Origin of the sequence: Photorhabdus kayaii, assembly GCF_025384895.1 — a bacterium.
GTDB lineage: Bacteria > Pseudomonadota > Gammaproteobacteria > Enterobacterales > Enterobacteriaceae > Photorhabdus > Photorhabdus kayaii.
Window position 1 is genome coordinate 164,789 of record NZ_JAJAFZ010000001.1, and the last position, 18,281, is coordinate 183,069.

Annotated in this window: 15 protein-coding genes; 1 reads left to right on the forward strand and 14 read right to left on the reverse strand. The window is 46.4% G+C overall.

The window, feature by feature from the left end:
* The first annotated feature begins 35 nt into the window (after positions 1 to 35).
* A complete protein-coding gene (locus LGZ98_RS00920) occupies positions 36 to 1,097 on the forward strand; it encodes an alpha-xenorhabdolysin family binary toxin subunit B (protein WP_113042501.1) in 1,062 nt (353 codons plus the stop codon).
* 76 nt (positions 1,098 to 1,173) lie between these two features.
* Here LGZ98_RS00920 and nuoN read toward each other — a convergent pair whose 3' ends face one another.
* From nuoN to hexA, 14 genes are all read right to left on the reverse strand, one after another.
* Positions 1,174 to 2,631, reverse strand: coding sequence for an NADH-quinone oxidoreductase subunit NuoN (gene nuoN / locus LGZ98_RS00925; protein ID WP_228902004.1), 1,458 nt, complete (start codon positions 2,629 to 2,631; stop codon positions 1,174 to 1,176).
* 6 nt (positions 2,632 to 2,637) lie between these two features.
* Positions 2,638 to 4,158, reverse strand: coding sequence for an NADH-quinone oxidoreductase subunit M (gene nuoM / locus LGZ98_RS00930; RefSeq protein ID WP_113042497.1), 1,521 nt, complete (start codon positions 4,156 to 4,158; stop codon positions 2,638 to 2,640).
* 20 nt (positions 4,159 to 4,178) lie between these two features.
* Positions 4,179 to 6,026 (reverse strand): NADH-quinone oxidoreductase subunit L, encoded by a 1,848-nt coding sequence (gene nuoL / locus LGZ98_RS00935; RefSeq protein ID WP_262977578.1) that lies wholly within the window; start codon positions 6,024 to 6,026, stop codon positions 4,179 to 4,181.
* Entirely contained in the window at positions 6,023 to 6,325 is a 303-nt protein-coding gene (gene nuoK / locus LGZ98_RS00940; RefSeq protein WP_262977579.1) for an NADH-quinone oxidoreductase subunit NuoK, read from the reverse strand. Before nuoK ends, nuoL begins: the two co-directional genes overlap by 4 nt.
* Positions 6,322 to 6,867: an NADH-quinone oxidoreductase subunit J gene (nuoJ, locus tag LGZ98_RS00945; RefSeq protein WP_011147298.1), complete on the reverse strand. Its 546-nt coding sequence runs from the start codon at positions 6,865 to 6,867 to the stop codon at positions 6,322 to 6,324. The genes nuoK and nuoJ overlap by 4 nt, the downstream gene beginning before the upstream one ends.
* Before the next feature lie 12 nt (positions 6,868 to 6,879).
* Positions 6,880 to 7,422 (reverse strand): NADH-quinone oxidoreductase subunit NuoI, encoded by a 543-nt coding sequence (gene nuoI / locus LGZ98_RS00950; RefSeq protein WP_011147299.1) that lies wholly within the window; start codon positions 7,420 to 7,422, stop codon positions 6,880 to 6,882.
* Between the two features lie 14 nt (positions 7,423 to 7,436).
* Positions 7,437 to 8,414, reverse strand: coding sequence for an NADH-quinone oxidoreductase subunit NuoH (gene nuoH / locus LGZ98_RS00955; protein ID WP_011147300.1), 978 nt, complete (start codon positions 8,412 to 8,414; stop codon positions 7,437 to 7,439).
* On the reverse strand, positions 8,411 to 11,137 hold the full coding sequence (gene nuoG / locus LGZ98_RS00960) for an NADH-quinone oxidoreductase subunit NuoG (RefSeq protein WP_113042582.1): 2,727 nt from the start codon (positions 11,135 to 11,137) through the stop codon (positions 8,411 to 8,413). Before nuoG ends, nuoH begins: the two co-directional genes overlap by 4 nt.
* Before the next feature lie 75 nt (positions 11,138 to 11,212).
* The gene (gene nuoF, locus LGZ98_RS00965) at positions 11,213 to 12,577 is read right to left on the reverse strand and encodes an NADH-quinone oxidoreductase subunit NuoF (protein ID WP_113042493.1); all 1,365 of its coding nucleotides are present in this window, start codon (positions 12,575 to 12,577) and stop codon (positions 11,213 to 11,215) included.
* The gene (gene nuoE / locus LGZ98_RS00970) at positions 12,574 to 13,122 is read right to left on the reverse strand and encodes an NADH-quinone oxidoreductase subunit NuoE (protein WP_112877600.1); all 549 of its coding nucleotides are present in this window, start codon (positions 13,120 to 13,122) and stop codon (positions 12,574 to 12,576) included. The genes nuoF and nuoE overlap by 4 nt, the downstream gene beginning before the upstream one ends.
* Before the next feature lie 2 nt (positions 13,123 to 13,124).
* On the reverse strand, positions 13,125 to 14,924 hold the full coding sequence (gene nuoC / locus LGZ98_RS00975) for an NADH-quinone oxidoreductase subunit C/D (RefSeq protein WP_113042491.1): 1,800 nt from the start codon (positions 14,922 to 14,924) through the stop codon (positions 13,125 to 13,127).
* 118 nt (positions 14,925 to 15,042) lie between these two features.
* A complete protein-coding gene (locus tag LGZ98_RS00980; RefSeq protein WP_011147305.1) occupies positions 15,043 to 15,717 on the reverse strand; it encodes a NuoB/complex I 20 kDa subunit family protein in 675 nt (224 codons plus the stop codon).
* Positions 15,718 to 15,734: 17 nt separating this feature from the next.
* Positions 15,735 to 16,184, reverse strand: a complete 450-nt coding sequence (locus LGZ98_RS00985; protein WP_011147306.1) for an NADH-quinone oxidoreductase subunit A — start codon at positions 16,182 to 16,184, stop codon at positions 15,735 to 15,737.
* 706 nt (positions 16,185 to 16,890) lie between these two features.
* Complete coding sequence (gene hexA / locus LGZ98_RS00990; RefSeq protein ID WP_228902020.1) at positions 16,891 to 17,817, reverse strand: transcriptional regulator HexA; 927 nt, start codon at positions 17,815 to 17,817, stop codon at positions 16,891 to 16,893.
* Positions 17,818 to 18,281: the final 464 nt, after the last annotated feature.

The window sequence follows — 18,281 nt, forward strand, 5'->3', positions numbered from 1 at the left end:
TATTACATAGGATTATAGAAAAAAGGAGTCTTAAAATGACTGAAGTCATTACTTTCCCTCAGAAAACTATCACTTATCCAGAAATTAGTGTAAAAACTTTGAGTCAGGCGGTGAAAAATATCTGGCGTTTAACGCACCAACAAAAATCAGGCATTGAAATCATCCAGGACAAAACTCTGCGCATAAGCTTATACAGTCGTGATATCGACGAAGCCGCTCGCGCCTCTGTACCTCAACTACAAACTGTCCTGAGACAACTCCCGCCTCAAGACTATTTCCAGACCATCATCGAAATTGATACTGCTCTGGAAAATTCAGAATTGGATGACGAGACACGTAATACCTTGTTAGATGCACGTTCAGAACAAGTACGCAATTTGAACAAAGATGTTAAAAACGTCATTTCCAACTTACACGCAGAAGCTAACATAATGACCAGCAAAATTGCTGATGTTCGGAATGTCGTTATTTTAGAACGTCTGGAAGAGCGCCTGAAAGAAGAGCAGGAAAGAAAAGAAGAACTGCAAGCTGATATCACGCAGAAAGAGCAAGATAAGGCCAAATTAATCCCAGATCGCGATAAGCTCATCGAAAGTCAAAACATTATCCGTCAATATAATCTGGCCGATATGTTTAAGGACTATATTCCCAACCTCAGTGAACTGGACAAACTGAATCTGGCTAGCCCTAAAAAAGAACTTATCAAACAAGCAATCAAACAAGGAATTGAAATCACCAAAAAGATTCTGAGCAATATCTCCACAGGACTAAAATATGTTGAGCTAGCTGATGCCAGGATCAAATTGGATCAACAAATCGCTCAATTAACCAAAGATGGCGACGACTTAAATATCCAGTTAAAAGGCGTAGAACAACGGATTGCCGGTATAGCTGATGTGCATCAAATCGACAAAGAACGCACTACCCTATTACTCCAGGCAACTAAACTGGAGCAAGTATGGAGCATCTTTGCCAATCAATTACAGGAGACCATAGATGATCAAACCCGTCAGCAAAACCTGGCTAAGCTCATACACGATCAGCTAGCCTACCTTGATAATCTGGAATCGCAATACAGCGGGATTCTGCTGAAATAAAACTTGCAATAACCCGGTAAGGATAATCTTACCGGGTTTTTATATTCCAAATAATGGGTAACAACCAACTGGCTATTTAGAGAATAATTTTCGCCTGCTGTATCACATCAATCAACGGTTGAGGCCAGATACCTAGCGCTAATACCAATAATGCGGAAATCAGAACAACCATCCCGCCGGCAGTCGATGCCCAGTTCCTTGGTGTGTCACGATTAAGCGCTTTCGGCGCAGGCAGGTACAAACTGACCATGACCCGTAGATAGTAATACAGGCCGATAGCACTACCCACCACCACGGCACCCGTCAGCCACCACAGTTCCGCTTTCACACCCAACACAATGACGTAGAACTTACCAATAAAACCGAACGTCATTGGGATCCCCGCCAGTGACAACATCATCACCGTCATCACCGCAGACAGAATAGGTTTATGCCAAAACAGGCCACGGTATGAGTAGAGGGAATCTGCATCCGGCCCTTTATATGGGCTGGACATGAGGCTAACAACGCCAAATGCACCAATACTGCTAAACAGATAACCTGCCAGATAGATACCGACCGTTTCTTCTGAAAGCTGGTGGTTCTGTATCGCCACCAGTGCCACCAGCAGATAACCCAGGTGAGCAATAGAAGAGTAACCAAGCAGCCGTTTGATATTTGTCTGGGTCAGCGCCATCAAGTTACCGAACAGCATAGAAGCAATTGCAATAACGGTTAATACCGTACGCAGTGCTTCACTATCCGCCATTGGTGCTTCAACAAACAAACGCACTACTACTGCGAAAATCGCTATCTTACTGGCTGTTGCCAGAAAGGTGGAGACCGGAGCAGGCGCTCCCTGATAAACATCCGGTGTCCAGAGATGGAAAGGTACCAGTGATAATTTGAAGCCAAGGCCAACAACCAGCATACCCAAGCCTGACAGTATCAAAGGTTGATAGATATAGCTGTCAGACAAACGATGCCCCAGTGCGGCAAAAGAGAGATCGCCTGATTCCGCATATAACAACGCTATACCAAACAGCATGAAAGAAGAGGCTGCCGCAGACAGCAGCATATACTTGATAGCCGCTTCCAGAGAGCGTTTCTGACGATATGCATAACCAATCAAACCAAACAGCGGTAAAGTTAATAACTCAATACCAATAAACAATGATGCTAAGTGGTTTGCACACGCCAGAAGAATCCCGCCCACTGTCGCAATCAGCACCAGTAAATAGAACTCTTCTTTGTTATCTGGGTAATTTTCTAGCCAGGAATAGGCGAAAGTCGTCGTTGCTAAGCTTGCAACCAGTACGAGACCGATATAGAGCATAGCATAGCGATCCACATGAACCAGTGGAGTGACATCCATCGCTTCTTGCTGTCCGACAAAATAGAGAGACAGCAGAGCCAGATTCAAACCTATCACGGTCAGAGTGGTATTAATAAAGTGATCGCGTCGCCACGCAATGGACAGCATCACAACGACTACCGTCAATCCGACGATCAACAGCGGTAACAGCGCGATCAGTTGTTGAGGAGTTATTGTCATGGCGAATTACGGCCTTGTAGTTGAAATTGAAGCTGAATACCAGGTCTGGATGTTATCCATCGCTGCCGCTGAAGTATCAAGGATAGGTTGTGGGTAGAAACCCATCACCACCAGTAATATCAACAGCACCATTACAATGGATACTTCTCGCATATCCATTCGTCTTAGTGGTTCATCTGATTTTGATTCACCGTAGTAAGCACGCTGCATCATATACAGGGCATAGACAGAGGCGAAGACCAGACCAAACACAGAAATCGTTATAATTAACGGAAATTCACTAAAACTACCAAACAGGATCATAAATTCACCGACGAAGTTACCGGTCCCCGGCATCCCTAGTGTCGCCACAGCAAAAGCGAGCGATAACGCAGGCAGGAACTGCACACGTTTCCACAAACCACCCATAAGATTCATATCACGGGTATGTAAGCGCTCATAAAGCTGCCCACAGAGAATAAACAGACCGGCGGCTGACAGACCATGAGCAATCATCTGAATAATTGCCCCTTGGTAAGCAAGCTGGCTGCCAGAATAGATCGCGATTAACACAAACCCCATATGAGAGATACTGGTATAAGCAATCAAGCGTTTGATATCTGTCTGGCTGAATGCCATCCATGCGCCATAGAAGATCCCAAGCACACCGAACCACATCGCAATGGGAGTAAACTCATGAGAAGCTTCCGGGAACAGTGGCAAACCGAAACGCAACAGACCATAACCTGCGGTTTTCAGCAAGATACCCGCCAGGTCAACAGAACCCGCTGTTGGTGCCTGACTGTGCGCATCAGGTAACCACCCATGTAAAGGCACTACTGGCATTTTTACAGCAAAAGCAATGAAGAAACCGAGCATCAGCAAGTATTGAACGGTGTGTGACATGGGTGTATTCAGCAGCTTTCCATAGCTGAATGTCCACTCACCTGTCCCGTTATAGTGAACCAGTACCAGCGCCATAATCGCAATTAACATCACCAAGCCACTCGCCTGGGTGTAAATGAAAAACTTGGTCGCTGCGGTGATACGGGTTTTACCGCCTGAGCCTCGGTGCCCCCACAGTGCAATCAAGAAGTACATCGGCACCAACATCATTTCCCAGAAGAAAAAGAATAGGAACATGTCGATAGCGAGGAACACCCCCATCACACCACCCAAGATCCACAGCAGGTTCAAGTGGAAAAAGCCCTGATATGGCTGATTTTCCGTCCATGAACAGAGAATAGCCATCAGCCCCAGTAGTGCGGTCAACACCACCATCAGCAGCGATAAGCCATCCAGAGCAAGGTGAATACTGATACCAAAACGTGGGATCCATGGCATAAGAAATTCCTCTTGCCATTGAGGGATCCCTTGCGGATTCGCCAAGGTATAGTCCCCCAGCAACCACAGTTGCAGAGAGAGCACCAGAGTCAACCCCATCGAAATTAACGCGATCCAACGCGGTACACGGGTACCGAAGCGTTCAGCCTGCCAACTCAACAGGCCACCGATGAAGGGCATAAGAATTAGCCAAGGTAATAGCATGGCGCAATGTATCCCTTAAATTAAACCAGTAGCAGCAGAGCTAAAACCAGCACTGCACCCAACCCCATAGAGGCAACGTACCAACGGACCTGTCCATTTTCACTCAGACCAAGACCTTTATTACTCCAGCGTGATAACACCGCAGGAATATTCATCAATGAATTTAGCGGATCGTTTCGCAATACATGTGTAATGTTCTTGAACGGCTTAACAAATACCCAATCATAGAGAACATCAAAACCCCAAGCATTAAACCACCATACGGAGAAGAAACGCCCCGGAGCACTTTGTGCCACACCATTCACTAACTGACGTTTACCCAAATACAGTGCCATTGCCAGCAAAATACCCGCGACAGCGATCACACCAGAAACCACTTCCAAGGTCATTTTTCCTGTGTGATCCGTTGCATGGCTTCCCGGCAATACACCCGCCAATGGTGGCACAATTAGTGCGCCCACAAAGGTGGAAAGCACCAGCAATACCAGTAACGGCAGGTGATGGGTGATACCTTTAACAGGATGAGCTTTTGTTTTCGCCTCACCGTGGAATACAATGAAAATCATACGGAAGGTATACAAAGAGGTCATAAATGCACCCGCCAGACCAGCTAGCATAAGGTTGATATGACCATGTGACATTGCTCCCCACAGAATTTCATCTTTACTGTAGAAACCCGCAGTGACAATTGGCAACGCTGATAACGCCGCGCCACCTACCAAGAAGCAGGCATAAACCAACGGAATGGATTTACGCAATCCTCCCATTTTGAAAATATTCTGTTCGTGGTGACAGGCCAAGATGACGGAACCCGATGCCAGGAACAACAGCGCCTTAAAGAAAGCGTGAGTCATCAGGTGGAAGATTGCTGCATCCCACGCCTGAACCCCCAACGCCAGGAACATGTAACCAATCTGGCTCATGGTTGAGTAAGCCAATACACGCTTAATATCGGTTTGTACTAACGCGGCAAAACCTGCCAACACCAGCGTGACAGCACCGACAGTGCCAACCAGTTGCAGGATTTCTGGCGCCATCAAGAATAGGCCGTGACTACGTGCAACTAAGTAAACCCCGGCGGTCACCATCGTTGCAGCATGAATCAACGCAGAAACTGGCGTTGGACCGGCCATCGCATCGGCCAACCAAGTTTGTAACGGCAACTGGGCTGATTTACCTACTGCTCCCCCCAATAACATCAGAGTCGCCCAGGTAATCACCGAAGAACCGGCTTCCAGATGCTGTGGAGCTAAAATCGCCAACTCGCGGAAGTTCAACGTTCCCAGATTGTCATACAAAATGAACATGCCGATAGCCAGGAAGACGTCACCCACACGGGTAACGACAAAGGCTTTCATTGCTGCGGCACCATTCGCCGGATTGGTATAGTAGAAGCCAATCAGCAAATAACTGCACAGCCCTACCCCTTCCCAACCGAGATACATCAGCATCATGTTATCTGCCAGAACCAGTATCACCATGCTGGCAATAAACAGGTTGGTATAAGCGAAGAAACGGGAATAGCCCTCTTCACCACGCATATACCACGAGGCATACATATGGATCAGGAAACCAACACCCGTTACCACACTCAACATGGTAAGCGATAAACCATCAAGAACCAGAGTGAACGGAATACTGAAATTCCCAACTTCCATCCAGTTCCACAGGTTCTGACTGTAAACCAGATCACCCGCCCCATTCTGACTGTTGAAATCGATAGCTACCCATAAGGTAACCAACGCAGCCAAACCAACAGAACTAATCCCGATGGTAGCTGATGTATTTTCAGACCAGCGGCCACGGGAAAATGCCAACAGCAAAAATCCCAGCAGTGGCAGCAGAATTGTTAAATAGAGTAAGTTCATCCGCGCATCTCACTGACTGTATCAATATTCAGATTCTGGCGACGACGATAGAGCTGCAATAACAGCGCCAAGCCAATACTCGCCTCTGCCGCCGCCAAGCTGATAGCCAAAATAAACATCACTTGACCATCTGGCTGGCCCCAATAGCTGCCTACCACAACAAAAGCCAGAGCCGCAGCATTAATCATCACTTCGAGCCCAATTAACATAAACAACAGATTACGGCGGATGATGAGCCCGGTCAGGCCCAACACAAATAGAACTGCCGCCAAAATCAGTCCATGTTGAAGAGGTATCATGGTTGTTCCTCCGCATTTCGGTTGCTGAGCACTTCACCCTGTTTGTGTTCACGGCCAATGTGATACGCCACCACCATACCGGCAAGCAACAGCAAAGAAGCCAGTTCAACGGCCAATACATACGGACCAAACAAACTGATACCCACTTCTTTGGCACTGACAACTTCACCCGTGATATTGTCGGCAATATCCCCATGAGAAACATTGATAATGGTATACACCAGCACAACAAGCAGCATTGTTGACAGTATTCCCGGACCAATCCACGTCCGCGGTTTCAACCAAACACGCTCCTGTTCAACAACGGATTTGCCAAGGTTAAGCATCATCACCACGAAAACGAACAGCACCATAATAGCCCCGGCGTAAACGATGATCTCTAGCGCACCGGCAAAATAAGCACCCAGCGAGAAAAACACCGCTGAAAGCGCCAGCAGAGAAACGATCAGATACAAAAGCGCATGTATCGGATTGGTATGGGTAATTACCCTGATAGTTGCCAATATGGCAATCAGCCCAGCGGTATAAAACGTAAATTCCATGAATATCGCTCCTTACGGCAACAGGCTTTTAACGTCGATAGGTTTCGCTTCATTGTCGGCTTCACCTTTTGATTTGCCGTCAATTGCCACACCTGTCTTACGGTAAAAGTTATAATCAGGATATTTACCCGGACCTGAAATCGTCAGCTCCTCTTTTTCATATACCAAATCCTGACGCTTAAATTCCCCCATTTCGAAATCAGGCGTTAATTGGATCGCTGTAGTCGGGCAAGCTTCTTCACATAAGCCACAGAAAATACAACGTGAGAAGTTAATGCGGAAAAATTCTGGATACCAACGACCATCTTCATGTTCCGCCTTTTGCAGTGAGATACATCCCACCGGGCAAACAGCCGCACACAGGTTACAGGCAACACAACGCTCTTCACCGTCCGGATCGCGCGTCAACACAATACGGCCACGGTAACGGGGTGGCAGATAAACCGGTTCCTCTGGATACATTTGGGTTTCGCGCTTATGAAAGGCATGCAAGCCAATCATCCAAATACTGCGTACCTGGGTGGCAAAACCAACCACTAACTCTTTCAATGTCATGGTTCATTCCCCCCTTATTGAGCGTTGTACAAAATCACTGCCGCAGTCGCCAGCAGGTTAAGTAAGGTCAGCGGTAGACAGATTTTCCAGCCAAACGCCATCACCTGGTCATAACGCGGACGCGGTAAAGAGGCACGTATCAGGATGAACATCACCATGAAGAATGCCGTTTTCAACGCAAACCAGACAAACGGCGGCAGGAACGGACCATGCCAACCACCAAAGAACATTGTCACAATCAGGGCAGAAACCGTGACAATACCGATATATTCACCAACGAAGAACAGACCGAATTTCATACCGGAATATTCAATATGATAGCCATCAGCCAGCTCCTGTTCTGCTTCCGGCTGGTCAAATGGATGACGGTGACACACCGCCACACCCGCGATGGCAAAAGTCAAGAAACCAAAGAACTGAGGAATGACATTCCACATATGCTCTTGTGCATTGACGATATCCACCATATTGAAGGAGTCCGCCTGCGCAACAACGCCCATAAAAGAGAGACCAATAAACACTTCGTAACTCAGTGTCTGCGCAGAAGCACGCATTGCCCCCAGTAACGAGTATTTGTTGTTACTTGACCATCCAGCAAACAGCACCGCATAGACAGCCAAACCCGCCATCATCATGAAGAACAAAATGCCGATGTTCAGATCAGCGGCCATCCAAGTCGGCGTGATCGGCACAATGGCAAATGCCAGCAACAGAGAAACGAAACCAATCACCGGTGCCAAGGTAAAGATCATTCTGTCCGCAAAACGGGGTACCCAGTCCTCTTTGAAGAACATTTTGATCATGTCAGCGACGATCTGTAACGATCCGCCCCAACCTACGCGGTTAGGCCCATAACGGTTTTGAAACAGCCCTAGCAAACGACGTTCACCAAAGCTCATCAATGCCCCACAGACAACCACCACTACCAGTATCACCACTGCCTTCAGAACAGCGATCAGCACATCAATAATTTCGGGGGTTAACCAACTCATTGTGCAACCTCCCGCAGATTATTCACGGAAACACCTGCCAATACCGGAGGAATACCCGGCATTCCCATTGGCAAACCGATCTGCCCTTGAGCAAGATTTTCACTCAGACGAACTGCCAGACGCAGTTGCTGACCAAAACAATCAAACTCCAGAACAGAACCCGTTTTCACACCTAATTGATCCGCATCTTTGCTATTAAGCATCACATAAGGCTCCGGCATGCGTTCCTGAATCACATCGGAACGTTGAGTTAACTCTTCACTACCAAACAAATGATGGTAAGGAGCCACTGTCCATTGGTTATTTTGTGCAGTAAATGCTGTCGGAATCTGATCAAAATAGTTCAAACCGCCGTCAGTGGTTTCAATCAGACGCACACCAGGATCGCCAAAGCGCAGATGACCACCTACCTCCGCCTGGAATTTGTTCCAAGCCTGTGGTGAGTTCCAGCCCGGTGCCCATGCAAATGGCACCTGCTGACGATGGGCATTAGGACTATTGTTACCTTCCATTGAGAAAGCAAATGGCGAATCGACATCCTGCGGCTGACGTTGCTCATGTACGCTGATATTCGCCAACATAGCAGTACGACCACTGTAACGGTGCGGTGAACGAGCCAGTCTCTGACCGCGGATGCGGAACGTCGAATCAGGCGCGGCATCAACAATGCCTTTAAGCTGTGGCATTGCTTCAGCGCAGGCATCAATCACATGGTCAAGCTGCGTCCAATCCAAATGACGTTCAGCATACGTTGTATGCAAGGAGTGCAACCAACGCCAACTCTCCAGCATCACCACCGATTTGTCATAGAAAGAGGGTTCGAAAACTTGGAAATAACGCTGGGCCCGACCCTCCTGATTCACCAACGTGCCGTCACTTTCTGCAAAGCTGGAAGCTGGCAGAATCAAATGGGCTTTATCCATGATAGCAGTGCGTTGATGGTCAACCACAACCAGGTTTTTCAGATTGTTCAGTGCATCGTCTACCTTATCTGCTGCGGCATGCCGATAGAGATCATTTTCCATCACAATAGCCGTATCAGATTTACCACTACTTATACGTTGCAGAGCAACATCCAGTGGCTGGGCCTCCATCATTGCCAATCCAATACTATTCGCATAGATTGCAACAAACGACAAACCGACATCTGAACCTCGGTCTTTCAGTGCCCAGGCAATATTAGCAGCTGCTTGAATAATCGCATCACTGCCGACGTTACTGCCGCTGATAATTAACGGTTTCTTAGCGCCAATCAATGCTTGCGCCACCATATCCACTTTGGCTCTCAATTCGTCAGGCAAATTCTCGACGGCTGGCGCCGTGTTATCCAATGCATGAGCGACTGCAAAACCAAAACGAGCCTGATCATCAACCGGCGCACGATAATTCCACGCTGCGATATCATCCAGATGCGTATCATCCACGTTGGTTACAAACAGAGGATATTTGGCACGCTGACCAATATTCATCACAGCGGCAATCTGCCAATCAGCAACTTTCTGAGCAGCAGCCATTTCGCGGGCTTTACCTTTCACAGCCTGACGAACCGCCAGTGCCATCCGAGCACCGGTTTGCGTTAAATCTTCGCCTAAAATCAATACCGCATCATAGCTTTCAATTTCACGTAGCGACGGTGTATAAACACCACCCTGTTGCAGAATTTCCAGCATTATATCAAGGCGTTGTTGTTCAGCCGCAGCAATCCCACTATAGAAGTTTTCTGCGCCCACCAGTTCACGTAGTGCAAAATTGCTTTCCAGACTGGCGCGTGGAGAACCGATACCGATGACATTTTTGGCCTGACGCAAAATATCCGCCCCACCCTGCATGGCCTGTTCAGCGTTAAGCGAGATCCAATGATCACCACGCAATTGCCGTGGCTGACGAGGGCGATCTTTACGGTTGACATAACCGTAACCGAAACGACCACGGTCACACATAAAATAGTGGTTTACCGTACCGTTATAACGGTTCTCGATACGGCGTAATTCACCATAACGCTCCCCCGGGCTGGTATTACAGCCAATGCTACACTGTTGACAGATACTTGGCGCAAACTGCATATCCCATTTACGGTTATAACGTTCAGAATGGGTTTTATCAGTAAATACCCCGGTTGGACAGATTTCTACCAGGTTACCGGAGAACTCGCTTTCCAACGTACCGCTTTCAGGGCGACCAAAATAGATGTTATCGTGAGCGCCATAAACACCAAAATCAGTGCCGTCGGCATAATCTTTGTAGTAACGTACGCAACGATAACAGGCAATACAGCGGTTCATTTCATGAGAAATAAACGGCCCCAATTCCTGATTGTTATGAGTACGCTTAGTAAAACGGTATTTACGGAATGTATGACCGGTCATCACCGTCATATCCTGTAAGTGACAGTTGCCCCCTTCTTCACATACCGGGCAATCGTGCGGATGGTTAGTCATCAACCACTCAACCACACTCTCACGGAACTGTTTAGCCTCTTCATCATCAATAGAGATAAAAGTGCCATCCGTTGCCGGAGTCATACAGGACATTATCAGACGACCGCGCGTATCATCCGCATTTTGATATTGCTTCACCGCACACTGGCGGCAAGCGCCAACGCTTCCAAGCGCTGGATGCCAGCAAAAATAAGGAATATCTAACCCCAAAGAGAGGCAAGCTTGTAACAGGTTATCAGCCCCGTCTACATCATATTTTTTGCCGTCTACATGTATCGTAGCCATAGTCAGCATGCTTCCAAATGACCTGCTTTTCAGCAAGTGTTAATCAAAAATTCTGCTAATTTCGTGAAGAACCCATTACCAACGCTGCTTTAACAGGTTTGACTGGATACCCGCAATGAAATGGGTGTTCCCATAGTCTTTGGTCACAATTCCAGCTTCGAATTCATCACGGAAATATTTGATGGCACTCTGTAGTGGTTCCACGGCCCCTGGTGCGTGAGCACAGAACGTATTACCTGGCCCAAGGAAACGACAGAGCTGCTCCAACGTTTCAATATCCCCGGGTTGCCCTTCCCCACGCTCTATTGCACGCAGGATTTTTACGCTCCACGGCAACCCGTCACGACATGGAGTACACCAGCCGCAAGATTCACGGGCAAAGAATTCTTCGAGATTACGCGTCAACGAAACCATATTAATTTCATGGTCAACTGCCATTGCCAAGGCCGTGCCCAAACGGCTGCCCGCTTTAGCAATATTTTCGAAATCCATTGGCAGATCCAGATGTTCAGCAGTCAGGAAGTCAGTTCCTGCGCCACCGGGCTGCCATGCTTTGAATTTCAAACCGTCACGCATACCACCAGCATAATCTTCAAGAATTTCACGAGCAGTCGTACCAAATGGCAGTTCCCACAAGCCCGGATTTTTCACCCGACCAGAGAAACCCATCAGTTTGGTACCGGCATCTTTACTCTTGCCTGCACTTAAACCGATATACCACTCTTTACCGTATTCGAGAATTGAAGGAACGTTGCACAAGGTTTCAACGTTGTTGACGCAAGTAGGTTTACCCCATGCGCCGGAAGTGGCTGGAAATGGCGGTTTTGAACGAGGATTCGCTCGGCGACCTTCCAATGAGTTAATCAGTGCGGTCTCTTCACCACAGATATAACGCCCCGCGCCGGTATGAACAAACAACTCAAAATCAAAGCCGCTGCCCATAATGTTTTTACCCAACAAACCCGCTGCCTTAGCTTCTTCGATGGCTTTACGCAGATATACAGCCGCTTCCACATATTCACCACGCAGGAAGATATAGCCACGATAAGCTTTCAGGGCAAATGCACTGATCAACATCCCTTCCACCAGCAAATGAGGAAGTTGTTCCATCAGCAAGCGATCTTTGTAGGTACCCGGCTCCATTTCATCTGCGTTACATAACAGATAACGGATATTCATGCTTTCATCTTTTGGCATCAGGCTCCATTTCAGACCAGTAGAGAAACCAGCTCCTCCACGGCCTTTCAGCCCGGCGTCTTTTACCAGAGAAACCACTTCATTTGGAGACATGCTTTTCAGTGCTTTCTCAGCACCTCGATAACCATTTTTGCTACGGTACTCATCCAACCATACCGGTTGTTTGTCATCACGCAATCGCCAAGTAAGAGGATGGTTTTCCTCAGTACGAATAATTTCTTTTATTCCTGAATATGCTGTCATGGATACTGCTCCAGTAACTTTTCAATCTCTTCAGGTCTGACAGAACTGTGCGTATCGTCATCGATCATCATCGTCGGGCCTTTGTCACAGTTACCCAGACAACAGGTTGGCAACAGCGTAAAACGCCCATCTTTCGTCGTCTGCCCCGGACAGATATTTAGATGTTTTTCAATTGCAGCCTGGACATCTTGATAACCGGTGATATGACAAACCACGCTGTCACAATAACGAATAATATGGCGGCCCACAGGTTGACGGTAAATCTGGCTGTAGAATGTTGCCACACCTTCCACATCACTAGCGGGAATACCAAGCACATCAGCAATCGCGTAAATGGCACCATCCGGTACCCAACCACGATGCTTCTGTACGATTTTCAATGCTTCTATCGAAGCGGCACGCGGATCTTCGTAGTGGTGTTTTTCATGCTCAATAGCATCGTGCTCTTCGGTGCTCAGCACAAAATCTGCTTTTGCCTGAGACTCTGCTACGTTAACCACATCAAGGCGCGCTTGTTGAGCACTCGCGTTAATTTCACTTTGCATAGTTAGCGATCCACATCAGACATAACAAAATCAATACTGCCCAGATACACGATCAGGTCAGAAACTAAGCTACCGCGAATTACCGATGGGATCTGCTGCAAATGCGGATAACTCGGTGTACGGACTCGGGTACGGTAACTCACAGTACTGCCGTCGCTGGTGAGATAATAGCTGTTGATGCCCTTAGTGGCCTCAATCATCTGGAAAGATTCATTTGCTGGCATTACCGGTCCCCATGACACTTGCAAAAAGTGGTTAATCATGGTCTCAATATGCTGCAAAGTACGTTCTTTCGGTGGTGGCGTCGTCAGTGGATGATCTGCTTTGAATGGACCTTCAGGCATATTGTCCAGACACTGTTTCAAGATTCGCAAGCTCTGACGCACTTCTTCCACTTTCAACATCACGCGGTCATAACAGTCGCCGTTATTACCAATCGGCACGTCGAAATCGAAATTTTCATAGCCGGAGTATGGGCGCCATTTACGCACATCAAATGCGATACCCGTTGCCCGCAAACCCGCTCCAGTGGTGCCCCATTCAAGAGCTTGTTTGGAATTATAAGCAGCAACTCCAATAGAACGGCCTTTCAGGATGCTGTTTTTCAGCGCCACTTTCACGTAGGAATCAAGACGTTTGGGCATCCAGTTGAGGAAATCGCGCAATAATCTATCCCAACCACGCGGCAAATCATGAGCAACTCCGCCAATACGGAACCATGCTGGGTGCATACGGAAACCGGTAATCGCCTCCACCAGATCATACACTTTCTGACGGTCAGTAAAGGCGAAGAACACCGGTGTCATCCCGCCAACGTCCTGAATGAAGGTCGAGATGTAGAGTAGGTGGCTGTTAATGCGGAACAATTCCGACAACATAACGCGAATAGTTTTTACCCGGTCAGGCACGTCAATTCCCGCCAGTTTCTCCACCGCCAGCACATAAGGCATTTCGTTAACACAACCGCCTAAGTATTCAATACGGTCTGTATAGGGAATATAACTGTGCCAAGATTGGCGCTCTCCCATCTTCTCCGCGCCACGATGGTGATAACCAATATCCGGGACACAATCAACAATCTCTTCACCATCCAGTTGCAGAATGATACGAAATGCCCCATGAGAAGAGGGATGGTTAGGACCAAGGTTAAGGAACATAAAGTCCTCATTCTCGGTACCCCGCTTCATTCCCCACTCTTCTGGTTTGAAAGTCAGTGCTTCCATTTCCAGATCTTCTTTCTGTCTGGTCAATTCGAAAGGATCAAATTCTGTCGCACGAGCAGGATAATCCTTCCGCAACGGATGCCCTTCCCAAGTCGGTGGCAACATAATGCGGCGCAGGTTTGGATGGCCGTTAAAGACAATACCAAACATTTCCCATGTTTCACGCTCATACCAGTTGGCATTTGGGAACAGAGGAGTTGCAGTCGGGAGATTCAGGTCTTTTTCACTGAGGGCAACCTTCAACATGATATCGCGGTTACGCTCAATAGAAAGCAGGTGATAAAACACAGAAAAATCTGCCTCTGGCAGACCCTGGCGATAAGTACGCTGGCGTTCATCCATGCCATGCAAATCGAATAGCATGACATAAGGTTTAGGCAGCTTCTTCAGGAAAGTCATTACTTCCAGTAATTGTTCACGCTTCACCCAGACAACGGGTATACCAGTACGGGTTGGCTGAACAGTAAAGGCATCCGGGCCAAAGTGGTTACGCAGCTCACTCATGACCGGATCATCAAGATGATCATGAGTTTGCCACGCAGGCCGGGCGCTTTCTTGCGCTATCTGATCTATCATCATTTTTCACCACAACGCTTTGATCAGTGTTCGTTTTGATCAGGATTAGTATCGCAACACATTGCTCTGGTTACATTCATTAGGCTACTTTGAGTCACGCCTACTGTCTAAAGACAGATTCTTAAACTTCGTCTGGCGTACGCAGATTTTTCACTGCGATACGTTCCCCGTGCTTACGTTCTCTTTCTGACTGCATATTGGCACGGTAAACTCCTTGATCTCCCACTACCCAAGACAACGGACGACGCTCTTTGCCGATTGACTCTTGTAACAACAACAGAGCTTGCATATAAGCTTCAGGACGGGGAGGACAGCCAGGAATATAAACATCAACAGGGATAAACTTATCGACACCTTGAACGACAGAGTAAATATCGTACATACCACCAGAGTTGGCGCAGGCTCCCATAGAGATAACCCACTTCGGCTCAAGCATCTGGTCATACAGGCGCTGAATAACCGGCGCCATTTTGGTAAAACAGGTTCCAGCGACCACCATAAAATCCGCTTGGCGGGGTGATGCACGTAAAACTTCAGCGCCAAAACGAGCGACATCATGAACAGCAGTAAATGATGTCGCCATTTCCACATAACAACAGGAAAGACCAAAGTTGTAGGGCCACAGGGAATTTTTACGTCCCCAATTCACCATATCATGCAGAGCATGCTCCAGTTTGCCCATGTAAACACTACGGTGAACATGCTGCTCCAGTGGGTCTGCGACAATTTCCTGTTTTTGCAGGGGATAACGGTCATTCTCACCGTTCGGATCTATGCGGGTGAGTGTATAATCCATCTTTAAATGCCTCGCTATTACTGCGGATGACTATTGTTAATGTTAATCACAACACTTGGTTTACTTACCTGGCGGCTTGAACGAGATGGCGTCCAATTCAGCGCCCCAATACGCACCAGATAAAACAAGCCTGCGAGTAACACCAAAATGAAAATGCTTGCTTCGATAAAGCCTAACCAGCCACTCTCTTTGATAGAGACTGACCATGCATATAAAAACAGAGCTTCAACATCGAAGATGACAAAGAACATAGCGACCAGATAGAACTTGGCCGACATACGGAGACGAGCACTACCGACAGAATCAATACCAGATTCATAAGGGACATGTTTTGCCCGGGCTTTCGCTCTCCCGCCCAAGAAAAATGCCCCTAACAGCATCAAAGCACACAGACCGAAAGCACCTAAAAGAAATACCGCGAATGCCCAGTGATGGGCAAAGAGTTCAGTGGATGTTGACATACTCATTGCTTACTCATCAAAAGTGGTGTCAAAAGTGTCTGCTCTTTTGTCTGGCAGTGTTGCACCACATCGATTCAAGGGAAGGGGTAACAACCAAATCTGAAACACTGTTAATCAATGATTGATGGAGTGAATCTTCTTGGTTTTTACTCCTCTCAACAATATTTTGTCTGTTATGACAAAATTAATCTAACATTTATTTACAAATAACAAACTTAGTCTTAACGGATCGTGCTACCTCACTGCTAAAACGTGTCAGTCAACTGGCATGCGAACAGTGGCGGCAACTAGTTTAACCGATAATTCGTTTTTACCACATCATTATCTCAGGAAAAACCTGCCTTTCCACTGCTACATAGGGAGTATTTCTTTGATCAAGTACACAATTTGACAGAAAAAAATTTTACTACTGATGATAATTCATTCAAATCTGAAGAAATTATATTTTTATCCATAAGCGACGAGAAAAGCTCCCGTTCACTACAGAAATCTTTATTTCATCAATTCAGCAAATTATTACTTTGTTAACAATATAACAATTTGTTAACCAAATCAGGGGGGTGTTAAGAAAAATGCTACCGTATATTTAATGATTACGATAACAACAGAATAAGGTGAATTTAGTTGATGATTACTTATAAATATATTCGAGGAGCTAATACCTCCTTCCATCCATAATGGAGGTATTAGCAAAAGAGAAGTGTTTCAGATATTACTCATCAATAATATCATCATCAGGAAGTTCTTCAGAAACACCCGTTACCACGTATGGCGTTTTCTTATTCTCTATTGCACTAAAAACCGTAAGAACAGATTCATTTTGTTCATTACTATGTCTATACAGAGAGAACTGGGTTTCAGGTAAACGAGGAAGCCCTTCACTCTCCCCTAAAATACGCAGATCAGCATTTTGCATTTCCAAAGGACGAGCAGTAATACCGACTTCTGCATTCACTGCCGTGCGAACTGCCGACAAAGAAGCGGCTTCATAAGCAATCCGCCACGATACTCCCACCTCATCCAGCGTATCCAACGCCAACTGACGGAATGGATTGGTTTCATCCATCACAACCAGTGGCACAGGTTCATTTGACTGTAGCTGGAAATCAGGGGCACAATGCCATAATACTGGTGTTGAGCGCAGAACAGTCCTTGGATGATGACTGATTTTTGCGGTTGTGAGTGCCAAATCGATCTCATGGCTATCCAGCATACTTTCAATAAACTGAGTACGCTTTATCCGGACGTCTATTGCCATCCGTGGATAAACGGAAGCGATGCGATTTAACAAAAAAGGGAGCAGTGTATCCACCGTATCATCGGACGCACCGATTCTTAGTTCACCTTCTGCATCGCTATAGGTTAATGATGCGCTGGCATCATCGTTAGCGCGCAGAATTTGTCTTGCATAACCAAGAAGTTGAAGACCATGCTCAGTAAGAAGCTTATTACGACCATGACGGGCAAACAACTCTCTGCCCACCAACTGCTCCAAACGTTGCATTTGCTGACTTACAGCCGATTGCGTTCTGCATACTGCTGCTGCTGCTGCTGCAAAAGTATTTAAATCAGCAACAGCAACAAAAGTTCTTAGCAGATCGAGATCGAGATTCATTATCGGACGATTTGCATTTATCATTGTTTATTCATCACTTTTTTTTGATTTTAATTACTAACTAACCTGGTGTTTTTACGTAAGCACTATCAAATTTAAATTAACATCGCTTAGACAGTACTCTACTCTATTAAATAGGGCAAAGATTTACTGCTGTTTTTTTACCTATTGAACCCATTGCGGGTTTTATTTTCTCCTCTTCTTAGCAAAAGTTACTCGGATTCCTAAATAAAATTGAGGACAATCCCTATTTACAACACCCTATATGTGATTTCTAGTTTGGTTATTTTGTTTTCTGACTCACGTCAAAGAATAACATAAGTTATATCAGAAAAACTAAATATAAAGTAAAAATCTACAATATCACTAATGTTTAATAATCCTATTCAGATAAATTTACAACTAGTTTCCAGAAATGATCAAAAATATTGTTTGATCTTTCTAAAATATATAGTCCTAAATTGCCAATTCAAGCCAAATCTTATACA